Origin of the sequence: Parabacteroides caeci (genome assembly GCF_023656795.1) — a bacterium.
Lineage (GTDB): Bacteria > Bacteroidota > Bacteroidia > Bacteroidales > Tannerellaceae > Parabacteroides > Parabacteroides segnis.
The window spans coordinates 217968-234393 of sequence record NZ_JAMOKT010000002.1 but is presented as its reverse complement, the minus strand read 5'-3'; the positions used below and the strand labels follow the sequence as shown (position 1 = coordinate 234393).

The 16426-nt window shown below is 39.5% G+C and carries 13 protein-coding genes; 9 read left to right on the top strand and 4 right to left on the bottom strand.

The window, feature by feature from the left end:
* The first annotated feature begins 730 nt into the window (after positions 1-730).
* The 7 genes from NBH15_RS02055 to NBH15_RS02025 all read left to right on the top strand — a co-directional run bounded on the left by NBH15_RS02055 (position 731) and on the right by NBH15_RS02025 (position 8860).
* Positions 731-2218: a hypothetical protein gene (locus NBH15_RS02055; protein WP_233567199.1), complete on the top strand. Its 1488-nt coding sequence runs from the start codon at positions 731-733 to the stop codon at positions 2216-2218.
* Positions 2219-2426: 208 nt separating this feature from the next.
* Positions 2427-2801 (top strand): DUF3244 domain-containing protein, encoded by a 375-nt coding sequence (locus NBH15_RS02050; protein WP_128134128.1) that lies wholly within the window; start codon positions 2427-2429, stop codon positions 2799-2801.
* An 11-nt stretch (positions 2802-2812) separates the two neighbouring features.
* Positions 2813-3214 carry a hypothetical protein gene (locus tag NBH15_RS02045; RefSeq protein WP_244050445.1) on the top strand — a complete coding sequence of 134 codons (402 nt, stop codon included), beginning with the start codon at positions 2813-2815 and terminating at the stop codon, positions 3212-3214.
* Positions 3215-3216: 2 nt separating this feature from the next.
* On the top strand, positions 3217-4947 hold the full coding sequence (locus NBH15_RS02040) for a BSAP5a family pore-forming toxin (RefSeq protein ID WP_244050444.1): 1731 nt from the start codon (positions 3217-3219) through the stop codon (positions 4945-4947).
* Positions 4948-5188: 241 nt separating this feature from the next.
* Complete coding sequence (locus NBH15_RS02035) at positions 5189-5776, top strand: DUF4412 domain-containing protein (protein WP_128135722.1); 588 nt, start codon at positions 5189-5191, stop codon at positions 5774-5776.
* 211 nt (positions 5777-5987) lie between these two features.
* Positions 5988-7535: a PD-(D/E)XK nuclease domain-containing ATP-binding protein gene (locus NBH15_RS02030; RefSeq protein WP_128135723.1), complete on the top strand. Its 1548-nt coding sequence runs from the start codon at positions 5988-5990 to the stop codon at positions 7533-7535.
* Between the two features lie 104 nt (positions 7536-7639).
* The gene (locus NBH15_RS02025; RefSeq protein ID WP_010801302.1) at positions 7640-8860 is read left to right on the top strand and encodes a M16 family metallopeptidase; all 1221 of its coding nucleotides are present in this window, start codon (positions 7640-7642) and stop codon (positions 8858-8860) included.
* 89 nt (positions 8861-8949) lie between these two features.
* Here the strand turns inward: NBH15_RS02025 and NBH15_RS02020 are convergent, their stop codons facing one another.
* Positions 8950-10350 carry an alanine/glycine:cation symporter family protein gene (locus NBH15_RS02020; protein ID WP_244050443.1) on the bottom strand — a complete coding sequence of 467 codons (1401 nt, stop codon included), beginning with the start codon at positions 10348-10350 and terminating at the stop codon, positions 8950-8952.
* Positions 10351-10543: 193 nt separating this feature from the next.
* Here NBH15_RS02020 and NBH15_RS02015 point away from each other — a divergent pair, with 193 nt between their 5' ends.
* Both NBH15_RS02015 and NBH15_RS02010 read left to right on the top strand, forming a co-directional pair.
* On the top strand, positions 10544-12871 hold the full coding sequence (locus NBH15_RS02015) for a TonB-dependent receptor (protein ID WP_250821873.1): 2328 nt from the start codon (positions 10544-10546) through the stop codon (positions 12869-12871).
* 40 nt (positions 12872-12911) lie between these two features.
* A complete protein-coding gene (locus NBH15_RS02010; RefSeq protein ID WP_128132707.1) occupies positions 12912-13418 on the top strand; it encodes a flavin reductase family protein in 507 nt (168 codons plus the stop codon).
* A gap of 2 nt (positions 13419-13420) precedes the next feature.
* Here the strand turns inward: NBH15_RS02010 and NBH15_RS02005 are convergent, their stop codons facing one another.
* The 3 genes from NBH15_RS02005 to NBH15_RS01995 all read right to left on the bottom strand — a co-directional run bounded on the left by NBH15_RS02005 (position 13421) and on the right by NBH15_RS01995 (position 16417).
* Positions 13421-14188 carry an AAA family ATPase gene (locus NBH15_RS02005; protein ID WP_244050441.1) on the bottom strand — a complete coding sequence of 256 codons (768 nt, stop codon included), beginning with the start codon at positions 14186-14188 and terminating at the stop codon, positions 13421-13423.
* A gap of 37 nt (positions 14189-14225) precedes the next feature.
* Positions 14226-14951, bottom strand: a complete 726-nt coding sequence (locus NBH15_RS02000) for a helix-hairpin-helix domain-containing protein (protein ID WP_244050440.1) — start codon at positions 14949-14951, stop codon at positions 14226-14228.
* A 95-nt stretch (positions 14952-15046) separates the two neighbouring features.
* A complete protein-coding gene (locus NBH15_RS01995; protein ID WP_244050439.1) occupies positions 15047-16417 on the bottom strand; it encodes a sodium-dependent transporter in 1371 nt (456 codons plus the stop codon).
* Positions 16418-16426 lie beyond the last annotated feature (9 nt).

The window sequence follows — 16426 nt, the reverse complement described above, 5'->3', positions numbered from 1 at the left end:
TCGTCTGTTCGGACAAGTAACGTTTAGTTATCTCTAATTTTAATTCATGGCTGTAACGGATACAACCTACATGTTTCGATTCTGACATAAGTTTACTTTGGTATTTTGTCAACTTATTTCAGGACAGGACAAGGACAGGACAACGGCAGCTAATCAATGGTTGATAACCATCAACCGATTGGCCGACAATCATCAACCGTTTGGTTCATAATTATCAACCATACGGCTGATAATTATCGGCCGCTGAAATGTAACGCTTGTCTCAAAGAAGAGAATGGAGTAACTGGTTGGTAATGAAGTAATAACTTTGACAAGCGAAGATAAGGATAAAACTGCTGTGTTGCAAGAAAATTTTGCTTTCTTCAAAACCATTGCGGGTTTATTTTAACCGATGAAAGGGAAACCTTGAAATTCCGCGAAAGAAATTGTTTATATCCACATATTAATGTAATATAAATCTTATATTTGCCACATAACGAGAATCGTTGATCTAAATGCTCTGAATATGAAACCGTTTAAGCAAGTTTACCTTATTATTATTGTGATTGGCCTTTTGTCTTGTCATTCAGGGCAACTCGATAAAGTATTACAGCAGGCAGATTCTCTGATGGAGAATGAACCGGATCGTGGATTGGCACTTTTATCGTCTTTTCCTCATCCGGAAACATTGAACCAGGCGGACTTTGCCGCTTATCAGTTGATGTATACGAAGGCGAAGGATAAATGTTATATGGATTTATCCTGTGATACCACCCTTATTTTAAAATCATTGGTATACTACAAGGAACAAGGCAATGCTTCTCAAAAAGGCTGGTTGAATTATTATGCAGGCCGTGTTTATGAAGGGGCCGGAAAGCTATTTGAATCCGGATTGTATTTCCTGAAAGCGGCGGAATATGCAGGAGAGATACCTGACCCTCTTTTGGGGATGATGGCGAATTATTATTTAGGAGAGTTACACGATAAGCAGTATGCTTTTGATAAATCGCTGGAGGCTTATAAAACATCGTATGCTATTTACGGTCAAATTTCCGGAGAGAAGTATACAGGTACATTACTACATTCGATAGGCTCTGAATATGGGATAAACGGCAATCGGGACAGTGCTTATTTTTATTTAGAGAAGGCATTAGATATTGCCCGCGAACAGAAAGATACGATAGAAATGGCTGCTATATATAATGATATAGGGCTTTATTTGAGAGAAGATAGTATGTTTTCTAAAGCAAAATATTATCTGCAACAGTCTTTATCTTTAGAGAGTGATAGCAATTGGATGGTACATCAAAAGACAACTTTAGCTGAAATTTATGCAAATTTGAGAGAATCTGATTCAGCTCTTTTTTTATTAAATGGAGTGAAATATGCTGTTGAAGCATCGAATGATATAGGATTGCAGGCTATTTATTATTCAGCTTTAGCTGAAACAGAAGCTGTAAATAAAAATTATGAAGCAGCATTTCTGAATCAGAAGCGATATGTAACTTGTGTCGATTCTGTTTATCAATTTCAGCGTAAAAGTTCATTGGCTGAAACGGAGCGAGTTTATAATTATATAAGGTATCAGGAAGAGAATGAAAAATTACATCTGATACAATATTATGCAGTTGTGACAATTATTGGAATTGGTTCGTTGGGATTGATCATTTTGTGTATTGTAATTGTCTGGAAAAAATGGAAAAAGAAACAGGATTTGTTGAATGCGGAAGATACGGTAGATACTTTACGGAAGATGGAAAAAGAAAAGCATAGTAGTGGTCATGCGGATAAGCAAGTCATATCATCCCGTTGTTCAGCCGAAGAAAAGGATAAGATGGTAAAAAAAGCATTGCTCATGCAGTTAAATATAACGAAGGTTTTGTCCCAACTCAATGAGAAATCAGACAAAGATCAAACCTTTCTTGAAAAATTTAATACTTTGTTTTATGGAGAGCAACGTACAAATGATGTGAATTGGAAAGATTTTTATGTGTCAATCAATATACTGTATGATGGCTTTGCTGAAAAGGTACAGGCTGCTTATACTGATATTTTGAATGAGCGGGAAATACAGCTTTGTTGTTTGTTGAAAGTTAATATGGATACTACTGAAATAGCCTGTGTAATGAAACAACAAATTAATACGGTCCGTGCCCGAAAGACCAGTATACGAAAAAAACTGCAGGCTCCTGATGCCGCTGATATTGTAGCTTTCATTGAAGGAGAAGTTGAGAAATAAGAGGTGAATTCGTTAATATATCGACCTGCATTTGCCAAATATTAATCATTGGAGGGGGAATATTGATTTTTCTTAAAATAGTTTCTTGTATAGTGCTGATTTTTAGTTGATTGTGGAATTAACATATTGGTTAAATATATGTTAATAGAGGGGTTATATTCATGTGTATTTTATTAATTTTACGGTGTCACTTTAAACGAAAATAGTTATGAAAACAAGAATGATTAGTATCATGCTAACCCTTGCAATGATTTGCAGCACGACTTTTTTCGTGAAAGCAGATGCGGTAAAACTTCAGAATGCAAAGAAAAATTCTGGTGGAGTATGTTCCATCCGTTTGGATCCCCCTCATCTCATGGTTAATTTGAACAATAATGTAATCCATGTTGATTTTCTCTTTTTACTGCGAGAAGTCAATGTGTCTGTAGTCAGTTCAGACGGTCGACAGGTCTATCAACAAGTCGTTTCTTTACAGACGACTTCAGTGGATATTGACTTAAGCGGAGAAGAGGCGGGAGTATACACGGTTTATTTTACTGATGCGACTGGTGTTTGTTTGTATGGTGAATTTGTTATATTATAAATTTTTTATTTATGAAAAATATTTATTATCTTTTCTTTTTGTGTCTATCATTAGTCTCTTGTGCAGAAGATGATAAAGAGTCGTTCAACCTAATCTTGAATCAAACATCTTGGTCAGGAGAGTTAACACTAAGTAATCCAGAGGAGATAGTATATAATATAAACATAGTTTTTGAAACAGAAAATTCAGGAGAATATTATATAGATAAGTTTATTCCGGAGCTTCCATTTTCCTATAAAACAACATTAAAATATAAAATTGATTCTGAAATAATACTTATTGAAGGTGGATATAATAATATTTTAACAGGTTATTGGTGGGTTGTTAGTAATGATGGAAAAAAATTAATATTGAAAAGGAATATAAATAGTGAGCAGGATTGTGATACTTTGAATCTAATTAAATTGATATAGTTATGAAAAGAACAATTATTTTTTCCATTTTAGGGGCTTTAGCTTTTTCTTGTACAATAGAGGATGGGATAGATAAAGGTTATTCTCTTAAATCAGAAAGTGTTACTACTTATGAAGAAGTAGTTTTGAAAGAAAGAGATCCTAAATTCCCTTTAGAATTTCCTTTGCGTAATAAAACAAAAGGTACTGTAATGCCATTTGCTACGTCCTCCAATGAGGACTTCTTAGGTTGTACATATAAGTTACAACATTTTCCATTGGGAACTGCTCAGAACGTAGGAATTCCTATTGTTAATATAAAAAAATTGAAAGAAGAGTATGATGATTTTTATGTTAAAGAAAGAAACCTTGGAATTCAAACATCAGACGTCTTTTCTTATGCGAATTTTGATAGATATTCGCATAAATCAAAGGATTCTGAAAAAGTAACTCATGGTGTAAGCCTAAATTTGAAATTATTTTCTATTGGAAATAAAGGTACTATCGAAAATATATATGGAAAAGATGTTGCTAATGAAACAAATAGAGTATATGGTGAATTCAATGCAGAGGTTCTCGGTAAAAAGTATATTTTAGAAACAAGTTCTAATGCTTTGAATATGATAAAATTGGGATATTTGAATCCTTCATTTAGAAATGAATTGTATTCAATAACTATGGCAGAATTTGTAAAAGAGTATGGTGCTTTAGTTTTAAAAGATTTTTATACAGGGGGACGAGTTTCGGCTATATATTCTGGGATATATAGCTCATCTGATTTGGTAGAAACTAAGGAGAAAAATATTGAGAATGATATAAATGCTTCATATGGACCTAAAAAAGATGTAAGTGGTAGTGCGAATTTAGGAATAGGCCTTCATTATTATGATGAGACTAAAATGTCTAATAAAATAACAAATATGACTTTATCGGTCAAAGCAATAGGAGGAAATTTATCTTTTCCAACTTTTTCTTCTCCTCAGGGTTTGACACAGGTTAATATCGATTTAAGTAGTTGGATGTCTTCTATGGCTTCAGCTGATTCATATAGAATGATAGATATAGAGTCTGAAGGTCTAATGCCATTATCTAAATTTGTATTGGAAAAAAATATAGAACAACATATTCGTGATTATCTTTATGGACTATCTATTGAACAGCCAATGGAAGTACAAGAACCTTATATTGAGGTATTACGTAGGGATATACAAGGTAATACATTGTTAATAACTTCGTTGGTGACCAAAAATGAGGACAGAGCATTGATTGATCTTAAGAATATAACTCGTGTTTCAGAATCAAAAAAGCAGGAATATATACGACAGGTCGCAAATGAAAAAAGTAAGGTTTATGGTTTGAAGATTGTTAATAAATCTTTTGCAAATGATACAATTCCAATACCTCCTAATAATTGTTTTCAACTAGGATTTTTTAATGAAAATTTATTGCGTAAATATATTGATAATGAAAATAATACATTGTATTTACTGTATAATGGATCTAAATTGAAAGATTCAAATACATTAATATTTAAAAGAGATTATATCAAGGAAATGTTAACGCTGAGAACTCCTCTTTTTGAAGATGAGAATGGTGTTATAATATCAATCCCTGATGAAAGTAAATGTGGTTTATCAATATATAACTATGACAGGTCTCTTAATTTGTATGGGCTAAAAGATTTTGTTGATAAATTGCCAACAGCAAATATAAATAAAGAAGATTTATTAGGTTATGAGATAATATCTTTATAATTGGCTATAAATTTATATCAAGAGGCAGATAATCAGCCTCTTGATTCGCTTTACCATGATGATAGAATGTATATGCCGAAAAATATTGGTTTACGCATGATAATGTATCCGAAAATACATTACTTTTACTCCATAGCCATACGCGAAGAAAAGAAGAGGTGATTTTTACTTATGAGGATAGTTCTCAAGTTTGGTGGTGAGAGTCTGTAATTTGTTAATCTTAATAGATAAAGTTGTGAAAATGAAATTTTTATTTGCATTATTGTTTTTGTCTGCGACGATCTTGTTAAACGCTCAGGAAGCGAAGTATGGGATTAAGTCAGCTATTATTAAAAAGGATGTGGTTGCCATGGGGCAGAAAGTTGAATGTACATGGTATATGGATGATTATGGGAAGAAAGAATCTACGGAACTCACTATGAAGACAGGTGGAGTAGCTGGTGTGGAAAAACATATACGAACCATTGCGGATGGGAGTTCAGCGATCAATATAGATCTGGATATGAAAACGGCCATGAAAATGAAATTACCCGAAAAACCGATCAATTATTTGCAGTTAACTCCTGAAATCGTGGAGAAATATAAGATCAAAGAAACAGGCGAAGAAGATATTGCCGGAAAACCTTGTAAAAAGTATGGTTTGGAAATCACGCAGATGGGGCAGACAGTTCAGATGTCTGTCTGGGTTTGGAAGGGACTTGTGCTTAAATCCGAAACCTCTTCTAACGGAATGGTCGTTATGGTTGAAACAGCGAAAACGATAGACGAGACTTCCGCTGTGGCGACTGATAAATTTACTATACCGGATGGTATAAAACTGCCTGAATAGGTATTTTATCCGAATGTAGTGATTGGGGTAGTCAACCTCATGATACTTTCTGCTTTCATGAATTATCGGAAATATCATTTTTTTGACCATTGACAAAGCAAAAGTCTCATATCTTCTGTGTTCCGGTTTGAATTTGGAAGAAATAACGTTTGTCAATGTGAATTCTGGTCTAAATCCTTATCTTTGTCTGAATGTTTAATCCGGTTGAGTTATGGAAAGAAATTATCCGATAGGAGTACAGAGTTTTGAGAAGATACGGAAGGACAATTATGTATATATAGATAAAACCCGGTATGTTTACAGGTTGGCGAAAACCGGTTCATATTATTTTCTGAGCCGTCCGCGACGTTTTGGAAAAAGTCTATTGATTTCTACCTTTCAGGCCTATTTCGCCGGGAAAAAAGAACTTTTTGAGGGGTTAGATATCGAACAATTGGAGAAAGACTGGACGACTTATCCTGTGCTTCATCTCGATCTGAATGCACGAAATTACAAAGATGAAAATTCCCTGCTGGAAGAATTGAACAAACATTTGGAAATATGGGAGCGTGAATATGGAAGCCATTATGGCGATCGTGCTCCGGAAGAGCGTTTTTTTCATGTCATTCGTTTAGCATATGAGAAAACGGGGCAACGGGTAGTTATTTTGGTGGACGAATACGATAAACCGATGTTGCAGGCTATCGAAGATGACAGGTTACAACAGGTGTACCGAAACCAATTGAAGCCTTTCTACGGTGTGATGAAGAGCATGGATAGTTATATCAAATTCGCTTTCTTGACAGGGGTGACCAAATTTGGGAAAATAAGTGTTTTCAGTGATTTGAATAACTTGAACGACATTTCAATGAACCCTGATTTCGCCGCTATTTGTGGTCTGACTGAAAAGGAGATACATCATTATTTTGATTTGGATATCCATACATTGGCAACCAAAGAGGATCTGACTTATGATGAAACTGTTGAATTGTTAAGGGAAAATTATGACGGTTATCATTTTACCGAAAATTCGGAGGGTATCTATAATCCTTTCAGCTTACTGAATACGTTTTATGCCATGCGTCCCGATAGTTATTGGTTTGCAACGGGAACACCAAGTTTTCTGGTGTACCTTTTGCAAAGATCCCGTTATGATTTATGGGAATTGGAAGAGGTGGAAACAGATTCCGATGTGTTGGATAGTATTGATTCCTTTTCGAAAAATCCGATACCGGTAATTTATCAAAGTGGATATCTGACCATCAAAGGATATGATAAGCGCTTCAAATTATATACGTTGGGTTTCCCGAATTTGGAGGTCAAAGAAGGCTTTTTTAAATACCTGTTGCCTTATTATGCCGATGTAAAGGAAACGGATACGACTTTCAATATCCGTAAATTTGTAGGTGAAGTGGAAACTGGCGATTACGACTCTTTCTTTTCCAGGCTTCAAACCTTTTTCTGTAACATTCCTTACGACTTGGTCGGCGATTTGGAGAAACATTACCAAAATGTACTTTATATTATAAGTTGCTTGATGGGATTTTATGTTGATGCTGAATATCACACCAATCGTGGAAGGGCGGATCTAATCCTGAAAACTCCGGCTTACATTTATATAATGGAGTTCAAATTGAACGGAACATTAGAAGAAGCGATTCGCCAGATCGAAGAGAAAGGTTATGCCGAGCCGTTTGCTCACGATCCCCGCAAATTGGTTAAGCTAGCTATAAATTTCAGTTCTAAAACAAGGAATATCGAAGGATGGAAGGTGGTCTGAGTATAACTTTAAAGATTGTCTACCACGGAAATTTATCCAGCATTCTTCCTTTCTCCTTTTATTTATTGTACTTTTGCAAGTTCTAAATAAGCAAAAAGAAAACAATGCATTACTTCTCACATATTTTACCTAATGGTCTTCGTATGGTACATTTGCCGATGGAATCGCCGGTTTCGTACTGTGGATTTGCTGTAAATGCCGGAACCCGGGATGAAGAATCGAACGAATTTGGCCTGGCTCATTTTGTGGAGCATATGATGTTTAAGGGTACCGAAAAGCGAAAAGCCTGGCATATCCTGAACCGGATGGAGAATGTAGGCGGAGAACTGAATGCTTATACGACCAAGGAAGAGACATTTGTGTATTCTATCTTTATGGAAGAACATTATCAGCGTGCTTTCGAATTGCTGACGGACCTGATCTTCCATTCACAGTTTCCGCAACAGGAAATAGAGAAAGAAGTGGATGTGATCCTGGATGAGATCAATTCGTATGAGGACAGCCCTTCGGAACTGATCTTCGATGAATTCGAGAATTTGCTTTATGACGGACATGCGCTGGGACATAATATATTGGGAGATGAGGCTTCTCTTCTGACTTTTAATTCTGAATCGGGCCGTTCGTTTATGCGTCGTTTCTATGCGCCGGAGAATATGGTATTCTTTTCAATGGGGCGCGTGGATTTCAAGAAGATCGTTAAACTGGCGGAAAGTCTGCTGTCGGATATCGCTTTCCCGATTGCTTCCCGCAACCGGGTGGCACCTGCCGGAATCCTTCCGTGTGTGAAGAAAGTGCATAAGGATACACACCAGGCACATGTACTGATCGGTAGTCGTGCTTATAGTATGCATGATGAAAAACGGATACCGTTGTTCCTGCTTAATAATATGCTGGGTGGCCCGGGCATGAACAACCGTCTGAATGTTTCACTCCGTGAGAAGCATGGATTGGTTTATAATGTGGAATCGAATGTTACTTCTTATACTGATACCGGCCTGGCAAGCATCTACTTTGGTACGGATCCGAAGAATATGGAGAAAGCCCTGAAACTGGTCCATAAAGAGTTAGGTAAGATACGTGACATCAAGTTGTCTGCTACGCAACTGGCAGCTGCCAAAAAGCAGGTTATCGGCCAGTTAGGTGTTTCGGGAGATAATAAAGAAGGACTTTTCCTCGGTTTGGGAAAGAGTTTCCTCCACTATAACCGGTATGATACCCTTCCGGAAGTTTTCAGCAAGGTCGAAAGCCTGACTGCCGAAGAGATACAGGAGGTGGCAAATGAGGTGTTCGCGCCGGAGCGGTTGTTTAGTCTGATCTATCAGTAAGAAGTTCAGAAAGTCAGTTCTAGCCTATGGAACAACTTTTCAGTTTATTTTATCATACATTTTGTATCATACAAAATGTATGATGCTTTTTACCAACATTCTGCCTTGTCCTTAAGTTCAGGGATGCTGTTTTTGGTGAATACGGGGCTTGCTATTCCTTTTCGTTTCTGGGTGATGTAATCATTGAGTAAGAGGAATGCCTGACGACCGAGCAGGGAGATGGCAATCAGGTTGCAGATCGTCATCAGTCCCATTGTTATATCGGCCAGGCTCCAGGCCAGGTCGAGGCTTGCCAAAGCACCGAACATCACCATTCCACCGACTAACAGGCGGTAGGTGAACAACACGCTTTTCTTTTGAGTGACGAATCGTATATTGGCTTCTCCGTAATAATAGTTACCGATTATACTGCTGAATGCGAACAGCAAAATGGCTACAGCGACGAAGATACTGCCGATACTTCCAACTTCATTGGTCAGTGCATGTTGCGTCAGTTGTACGCCGTTCACGCTTCCGTCGAGCGGGGCACCGCTGAAAAGGATGATGAAGGCCGTACAGGTGCAGATGATCAACGTGTCGGTGAAAACACCTAATGTCTGGATAAGACCTTGCTTTACGGGGTGCGATACATCGGCTGTTGCCGCTACGTTTGGAGCCGAACCCATACCTGCCTCATTACTGAACAGGCCCCGTTTGATTCCCTGCATCAAAGCGGCTCCGACCGTTCCGCCGATAGCCTGTTCCCATCCGAAAGCATTACCGATGATGAGTTCCAGTACGGCCGGAAGTTTTCCTATATTGAAAAGAACGATGCCTAATGCCAGCGCAACATATCCGAGAGCCATTACAGGAACAATAATACTGCTCACTTTCGCGATCCGTTGAATGCCACCAAAGATAATGAGGATGGTCAGGATGGTTAGTATGCCGCCAATAATCCTGTGGTCGAATCCGAAGGCCCCTTCCCAAGCCGCGCAGATCGTGTTACTTTGTACCGAATTGAAGGCGAAGCCGAAAGTGATAGAAATCAATACAGCAAAAAACACGCCCATCCATCGTAACCCGAGGCCGCGTTCCATGTAATAGGCCGGCCCTCCGATAAAGGAGTCTTTTCCTCTTCTTTTATATAATTGTGCTAATGTCGATTCGACGAAGGCGCTGGAGGCTCCCAATAAAGCAATGATCCACATCCAGAATACGGCTCCCGGACCGCCAACCGCAATTGCCGTAGCTACTCCCGCCAGATTGCCTGTTCCGACACGGCTTGCCAGCGATACGGCAAATGCCTGAAAAGAAGAGATATGTTTTTCACCGTTTTTAGATTTTCCGGTAGAATCTCCAAGCAATTTTATCATTTCTTTTATCATGCGGAATTGTACGAAACGAGTTTTCAGGGTAAACCAGATGGCACAACCCAATAGCATGATAATTAATATATATGACCATAAAACATCGTTAATGGCGCTGATCCAGGTGTTTAATATATCCATGTGTGTTGTTTGTTTTATTCAAAGATACTGTTTTTCTTTAATACTGAAACATAAGATGTTAAACAGGAATAAAAAAAGAAATCTACTTTTTTTCAAAATGGATGTAACCTTTTCCCGGGTTGTTCCGTCTTATGAATAGAAACAAACGAAAGCAGGAGAGGCCACCCTGCGACAGATAAAAAACAATAAACTTATGAGACGAATTATATTCGGTATCATGCTGCTTGGCTGCATGATGCAGGGAGCTTTTGCTCAAAATTTAGGGATAAAAGGTCTGGTGAAGAATGGACGGAATAAGGAGCCGCTTGAATTTGCAAATGTTGTTCTGCAAACGACGGATTCCGTGTTTGTCCTTGGAACAACTACCGATGGAAAGGGCAGTTTTGTATTAGACAAGGTGAAAAGCGGAGATTATCTGCTGGTTATTTCCAGTCTGGGATATGAAACACAGTATGTCTCCCTGAACGGGTTTAATAAGAGTGTGACTTTGGGTGATATTCCGATGGAGGATGCCTCGGTTTCTTTGGATGGCGTTACTGTCAGTGCCTCCAATGCAAGCAGCCGCTCCGACCGGAAGCTGGTGTTCCCTTCTGACCGGCAGGTAAAGGCTTCTACGAACGGGATGGATTTGCTTCAACAGTTGATGTTGCCTAAAATACAAGTAAATCCGATGTCAAGCGAAATTAAAGTGCCGGGAAACGGAGAAGTGCAACTTCGCATTAACGGTGTGAAAGTAGAATTGCAGGAAATAAAGTCATTATTGCCTTCCGATATTATCCGTATAGAATATCATGATAATCCCGGATTGCGCTATGGAAATGCGGAAGTTGTGCTTGATTATATTGTCCGCCGTCCGGAAACGGGAGGAACATTGAGTCTGGATATGAGCCAGGGGGTGAATGCTTTATGGGGTGAACATCGTTTTTCAGGAAAGATCAATCATAAGAAATCGGAATTTGGCGCTTCTTATCGTTTTGGTCCGCGCGATTTCTATGGCATGTCGAGAGATAATGAAGAAATTTTTCATTTGGCGGATGGGACAGAGCTGCATCGAAAAGAGACTGGCGATCCGAGTCATGCCCGTATGTTTATGCATAATGTGAACCTGAATTACAGTATTCAGGATCCTGAAAAATATTTGTTTAATGCTACATTTCGTTATTGGAACAACCACCAGCCAAACTGGGATTACCGGGGAATTCTTTCCAACCTGGAAAATCCGGATGATTATGTAGACATGGTAGACTTAAATAGCGAGGACAATCAGGTTCCGGCACTGGACTTATATTACCAACGTAATCTGAAAAATGATCAGACATTGGTATTCAACGTGGTAGGAACTTACAATCGTACCTCTTCCCATCGTTTTTATCAGGAAAGCCGTGATCAGGAACTACTGACTGATATTAATAATCGCGTTTCCGGTAATAAATATTCTGTAATCGGTGAAGGTATTTATGAAAAGAAACTGGCGAACGGGAATCGTTTGAGTACCGGTCTGCGCCATACACAATCATTTTCCAATAATGAATATCGCAACGGGCATAATTATGATACCCATATGAACCAGGCTGAAAGTTCTCTTTACGGAGAATTCAAAGGAAAGGTTCGGAAACTCGATTATACATTAGGGGTTGGCGTTTCGCGATCCTATTATAAACAGGACGGAACGGACGATTCTTATCAGTATTATACGTTCAATCCGCGGTTCACGTTGCAATATGCTCTGCCTGGTCAGTCATTCGTCCGTCTAAGAGGTTATGTCGGAAATTCGTCTCCTTCTTTAGGAAACCTGAGTGCTATCGAACAGGTGATCGACTCTTTGCAACTGCAACGCGGTAATCCTCAACTGGAGGCTTATATGCGTTACCGTCTGGCTCTTACTTACGAATTTCAGAAAGGCATTTTCTATACCAACTTGGACGGAGCTTATGAATATTTGCCGAATCCTATTATGGATGAGAAATTCCAGGAAGGGGATAAGATCATTCAGACCTGGAATAATCAGAAAAACTGGCAGCGTGTGACCGGTTCTGCCATGTTCCGTGTCGGACCGATTAAAGATATTCTGCAATTTTCGTTTACAGGCGGAGTAAACCATTATATCAGCAACGGCAATACTTACTCTCATACTTATACAAATTGGTATTGTAACTTACAGGCATCGCTTACCTGGAAGAAGTTTATGCTGATGTATCAGTTGGATACGAACTGGAACTGGTTCTGGGGTGAAACGTTGGACGGAGGAGAGAATATTCAGATTCTTATGGCGAAATATAATTTCAAGAACCTTTCTTTAGGCATTGGGGCATTTAATCCTTTCTCCGATAACTGGAAAGTGCAGTCCGAGAATTGGAATCAATATGCTTCCAGCAAAAAAACTTCTTATATCAAGGAAAGTTCTCGTCTTTTTGTTGTTTCGGTATCGTATAATTTCTCTTTCGGACGTACATATAAGGCTGGACAGAAACGTTTGAACAATAGTGACAGTGATTCGGGCGTAATGAGTACGGGTAAATAATATTCTTTGTATCTTTGAAGGAAATTAAAGAGTATAAAGTATGAAAGCAATTGAACCCAATCTGATAAAGGATAACTTTATTGAAATTATCGGGAAGGAGTGGATGCTGGTAAGTGCCGGTGATAAGGATAAGTTTAATATGATGACAGCCAGTTGGGGCGGCGTAGGTTTCCTTTGGAACAAACCGGTGGTGTTTGTCTTCATCCGTCCGGAGCGTTATACCCGTGAATTTGTCGATGAAAAGGGGTGTTTTACGCTCTCTTTCCTGGGGGAAGAACACAAAGCGGCTCATAAGGTCTGTGGTTCCAAATCAGGCCGTGATATGGATAAAGTGGCGGCTACAGGCCTGACTCCTTATTTCACGGAGCTCGGAAATCCCTGTTTTGAAGAGTCACGCCTGACGTTGGAGTGCAAAACGCTTTATGTGACAAAGATGGATAAAAATAGTTTCATCGATCCGGCTTTGTATGAAAAATGGTACAGCGCATTGGCGGGTAATCTGCATAACGTATATGTGGCAGAAATCGTGAATGCCTGGGAAAAGTAATTTTACTTTATTCCCAATTCCCTGAGCATTTGCTCCGTATGAGTCAGAAAATACTTCGTTAACTGGTAATGTTGTGTTTCCTCATACGGAGTAATATGTGCTCCATCCTCATCTATGGAATAGATATCTGCTTCCGGATAAGCCATGATGATGGGAGAATGCGTGGAAATAATCAGTTGGCAGCCTTGTGCTACCAGTTCTTGTATCCGGACCAGTAAAGCCAGCTGGCGTTGAGGTGATAGGGCTGCTTCCGGCTCATCGAGGATGAAAAGGGTATTTCTTCCTGCATAATTCAGAAAGGTACTAAGAAAACTTTCACCATGCGACTGTTCGAGGAGGCGGCGTCCTCCGTAAGCTGCCATAGAATAATCGCGGCCATAGTTTAATATGTCTTTCATCGATTTGGCATCTATTTCGGCAGCATGTTCGAAGAAAGATTCTGCCCGGAAGAAGAAATGGTCGAATGGTTTTCGTTCTTCGATGAGGCGGATGCATTGAGGCAATACGTTTGAATAGGATTTCCAGGCTTCTTTTCCGTCATATAGCATGCCCTGGCTGTCTTCATCCCGTTCTTCGTATTTGAACATGATGCCTTCGAGCAAGGTTGACTTGCCGGCTCCGTTTTCACCGACCAGGAAAGTGACCGGTTTTCGGAAAACAATCGATTCGATGTACCGTACTGCTGCGGCTCTGAACGGATATTTGAGCTCTTCTACCGGGCCTTCCACTTCGGCAGGGTTGAGTAATTGTGCTTGTTTGAGATAAATCATAGCTTTCTTTTTTACAAATGTATATAAACTTCCTGTTTTATTCAAATGATAAATAAGGAGTCAGTCTTTCTTTATCTGTTTCAGTAAATTCTTCCAGTAATTGAAGATTTTCCCAGCCGGATAACTTCCCTTTCTGTTTCCTTAGCTGTTCGATGATGCGGGCTTGCTGATAATTTATATAAGGATGTTTGCATAGTTCTTTAAAAGACATTTTATGGACCTCTAACGGACAGATCAGGGAGATATCTGCCGAAAACCACGATTTCATCGCATTATATCGTTCTTCATCAAGACCGTACACTTCACGAAGTTGTTCAACTGTAAAGAAACCTCCCAGTAGTTCTCTGTATTTAATGATCCGGCGGGCAAAAGTGCTTCCGATCCCGGGAACTTTTTTCAGGATTGTGGTGTCGGCAGTATTTAGTTCGACAACAGTTCCGACAGGGTATTTTTCTGTTTTAGGAAAAGTCCTTCTTTCGGGTGTATTTGGGGTTTCTCCCGAATGAAATTTATTTTTCTCTCGGGAGGAATTGTTTTTTCTCCCGGGTGTTGGGGTTTTTACCTTTTCCGGTTCAGGACTATTTACAGGAATATTTTGAGCCGTTTTTTCCGGTTCAGATAGTCTGTTATTGTTGACAGGTGTGTAATCGGTTTTTTCATCCGTCAGCAGTAAAATGATCCAGGAAGCAGCAATCAGACAAAGTAGAAGAGTCAATGCTCTGCGTTCTCCTCTGGAGAAATAAAGTAAATCACGCCAATTCATAGTTCGGTATTGTTAAAGTTGTTATTACAAAAGAATACAGTTTTGCAAAGTTATAAGTTACCTGCGAATAAGCAAGTAACTCATAGCTTTATTTTTCAAAACAAGGAGGTTATCTTTTTGATCAGTCCCAATTCGTTCAGGAAGATCAGGCCGATGGCAGCCGGTGCGATATATTTGATAAAAAAAGCATACATGTTGAAGAAGTAGAAAGGTATTGAATCTTTGTTGGTTAATTCGGATTTCAAAATCTTTTTATTGACTCGGGTACCGACAAAAATACAGATCAACATGCCGCCCAGCGGTAACATGATTTTGGCGGTCAGGTAATCGAGCGCATCGAAGAAAGTCAATCCGAAAATGGTTACTTCTTTTAAGATGCCGAAAGATAAGGAACTCAGGATACCTAAAATCAATACGCCTGCCGATACGAACCATGCGGCCTTCTTTCGCGAAATATGATACTCCTCATGTACATAAGCCGTTGCCACCTCGTGGAGCGAAATGGTGGAAGTCAGAGCTGCCAGCGCTAATAAGATGAAAAAGACTAACGACCAGACATTCCCGAACGGTAGCTGTTCGAAGACATTCGGCAGCGTGATAAATACAAGTTCGGGACCGGCTGTCGGTGCAATGCCAAAACTGAATACTGCCGGAAAAATCATGATTCCGGCCAGCACGGCGACCATTGTGTCGAGAATTGTAACCTGCAATGCCGTTGTTTGCAGTTTTGTATCTTTACCGAAATAAGAAGAATAGGTGATCAGGCATCCCATTCCGATACTCAGGGAGAAAAAAGCCTGTCCCATCGCGCTCAACACGACGGATGAAGTGATCTTGTCGAAATCCGGCTTGAACAGGAATGCCAGTCCTTCGCCTGCCCCGTCCAATGTGACAGAACGTATGCATAAAGCCACCAGTATGAAAAACAATACCGGCATCATAATCTTCGATGCCCGTTCGATACCTTTTTCAACCCCGGAAATAATAATGAAATGGGTGATAGCGATGAATATGATGGTCCATACGATCGGCCGGACAATGCTTGACGAGAAAGTCTCGAAGCTAACGGTAAAATCGGCAGCCGTTTTGCCTTGGAGCGATCCGGTAAAGGCCTGGTAAATATATTCCAGTGTCCATCCCGATACGACGGAATAGAAACCCAGGATGAGAAATGCGGCCAATACGCCATTATAGCCGATTATACTCCAATGGGTTCCGGGAGCCATCACTTTGAATGCTCCGGCTGCATTTTTACGTGAATGTCTTCCGATAAAGAACTCGGTGATCATCACCGGTAGTCCCAGCAACAGGATGCAAACGATATAGATCAGAAGAAAGGCCGCACCGCCATTGGCTCCGACCATATAAGGAAAACGCCAGATGTTACCTAGCCCCACAGCACATCCTACAGTTGCCAGAATTACACCTATTTTACTACCAAAGGTTACTCTATTGTTGTCTGCCATAATTAAAAT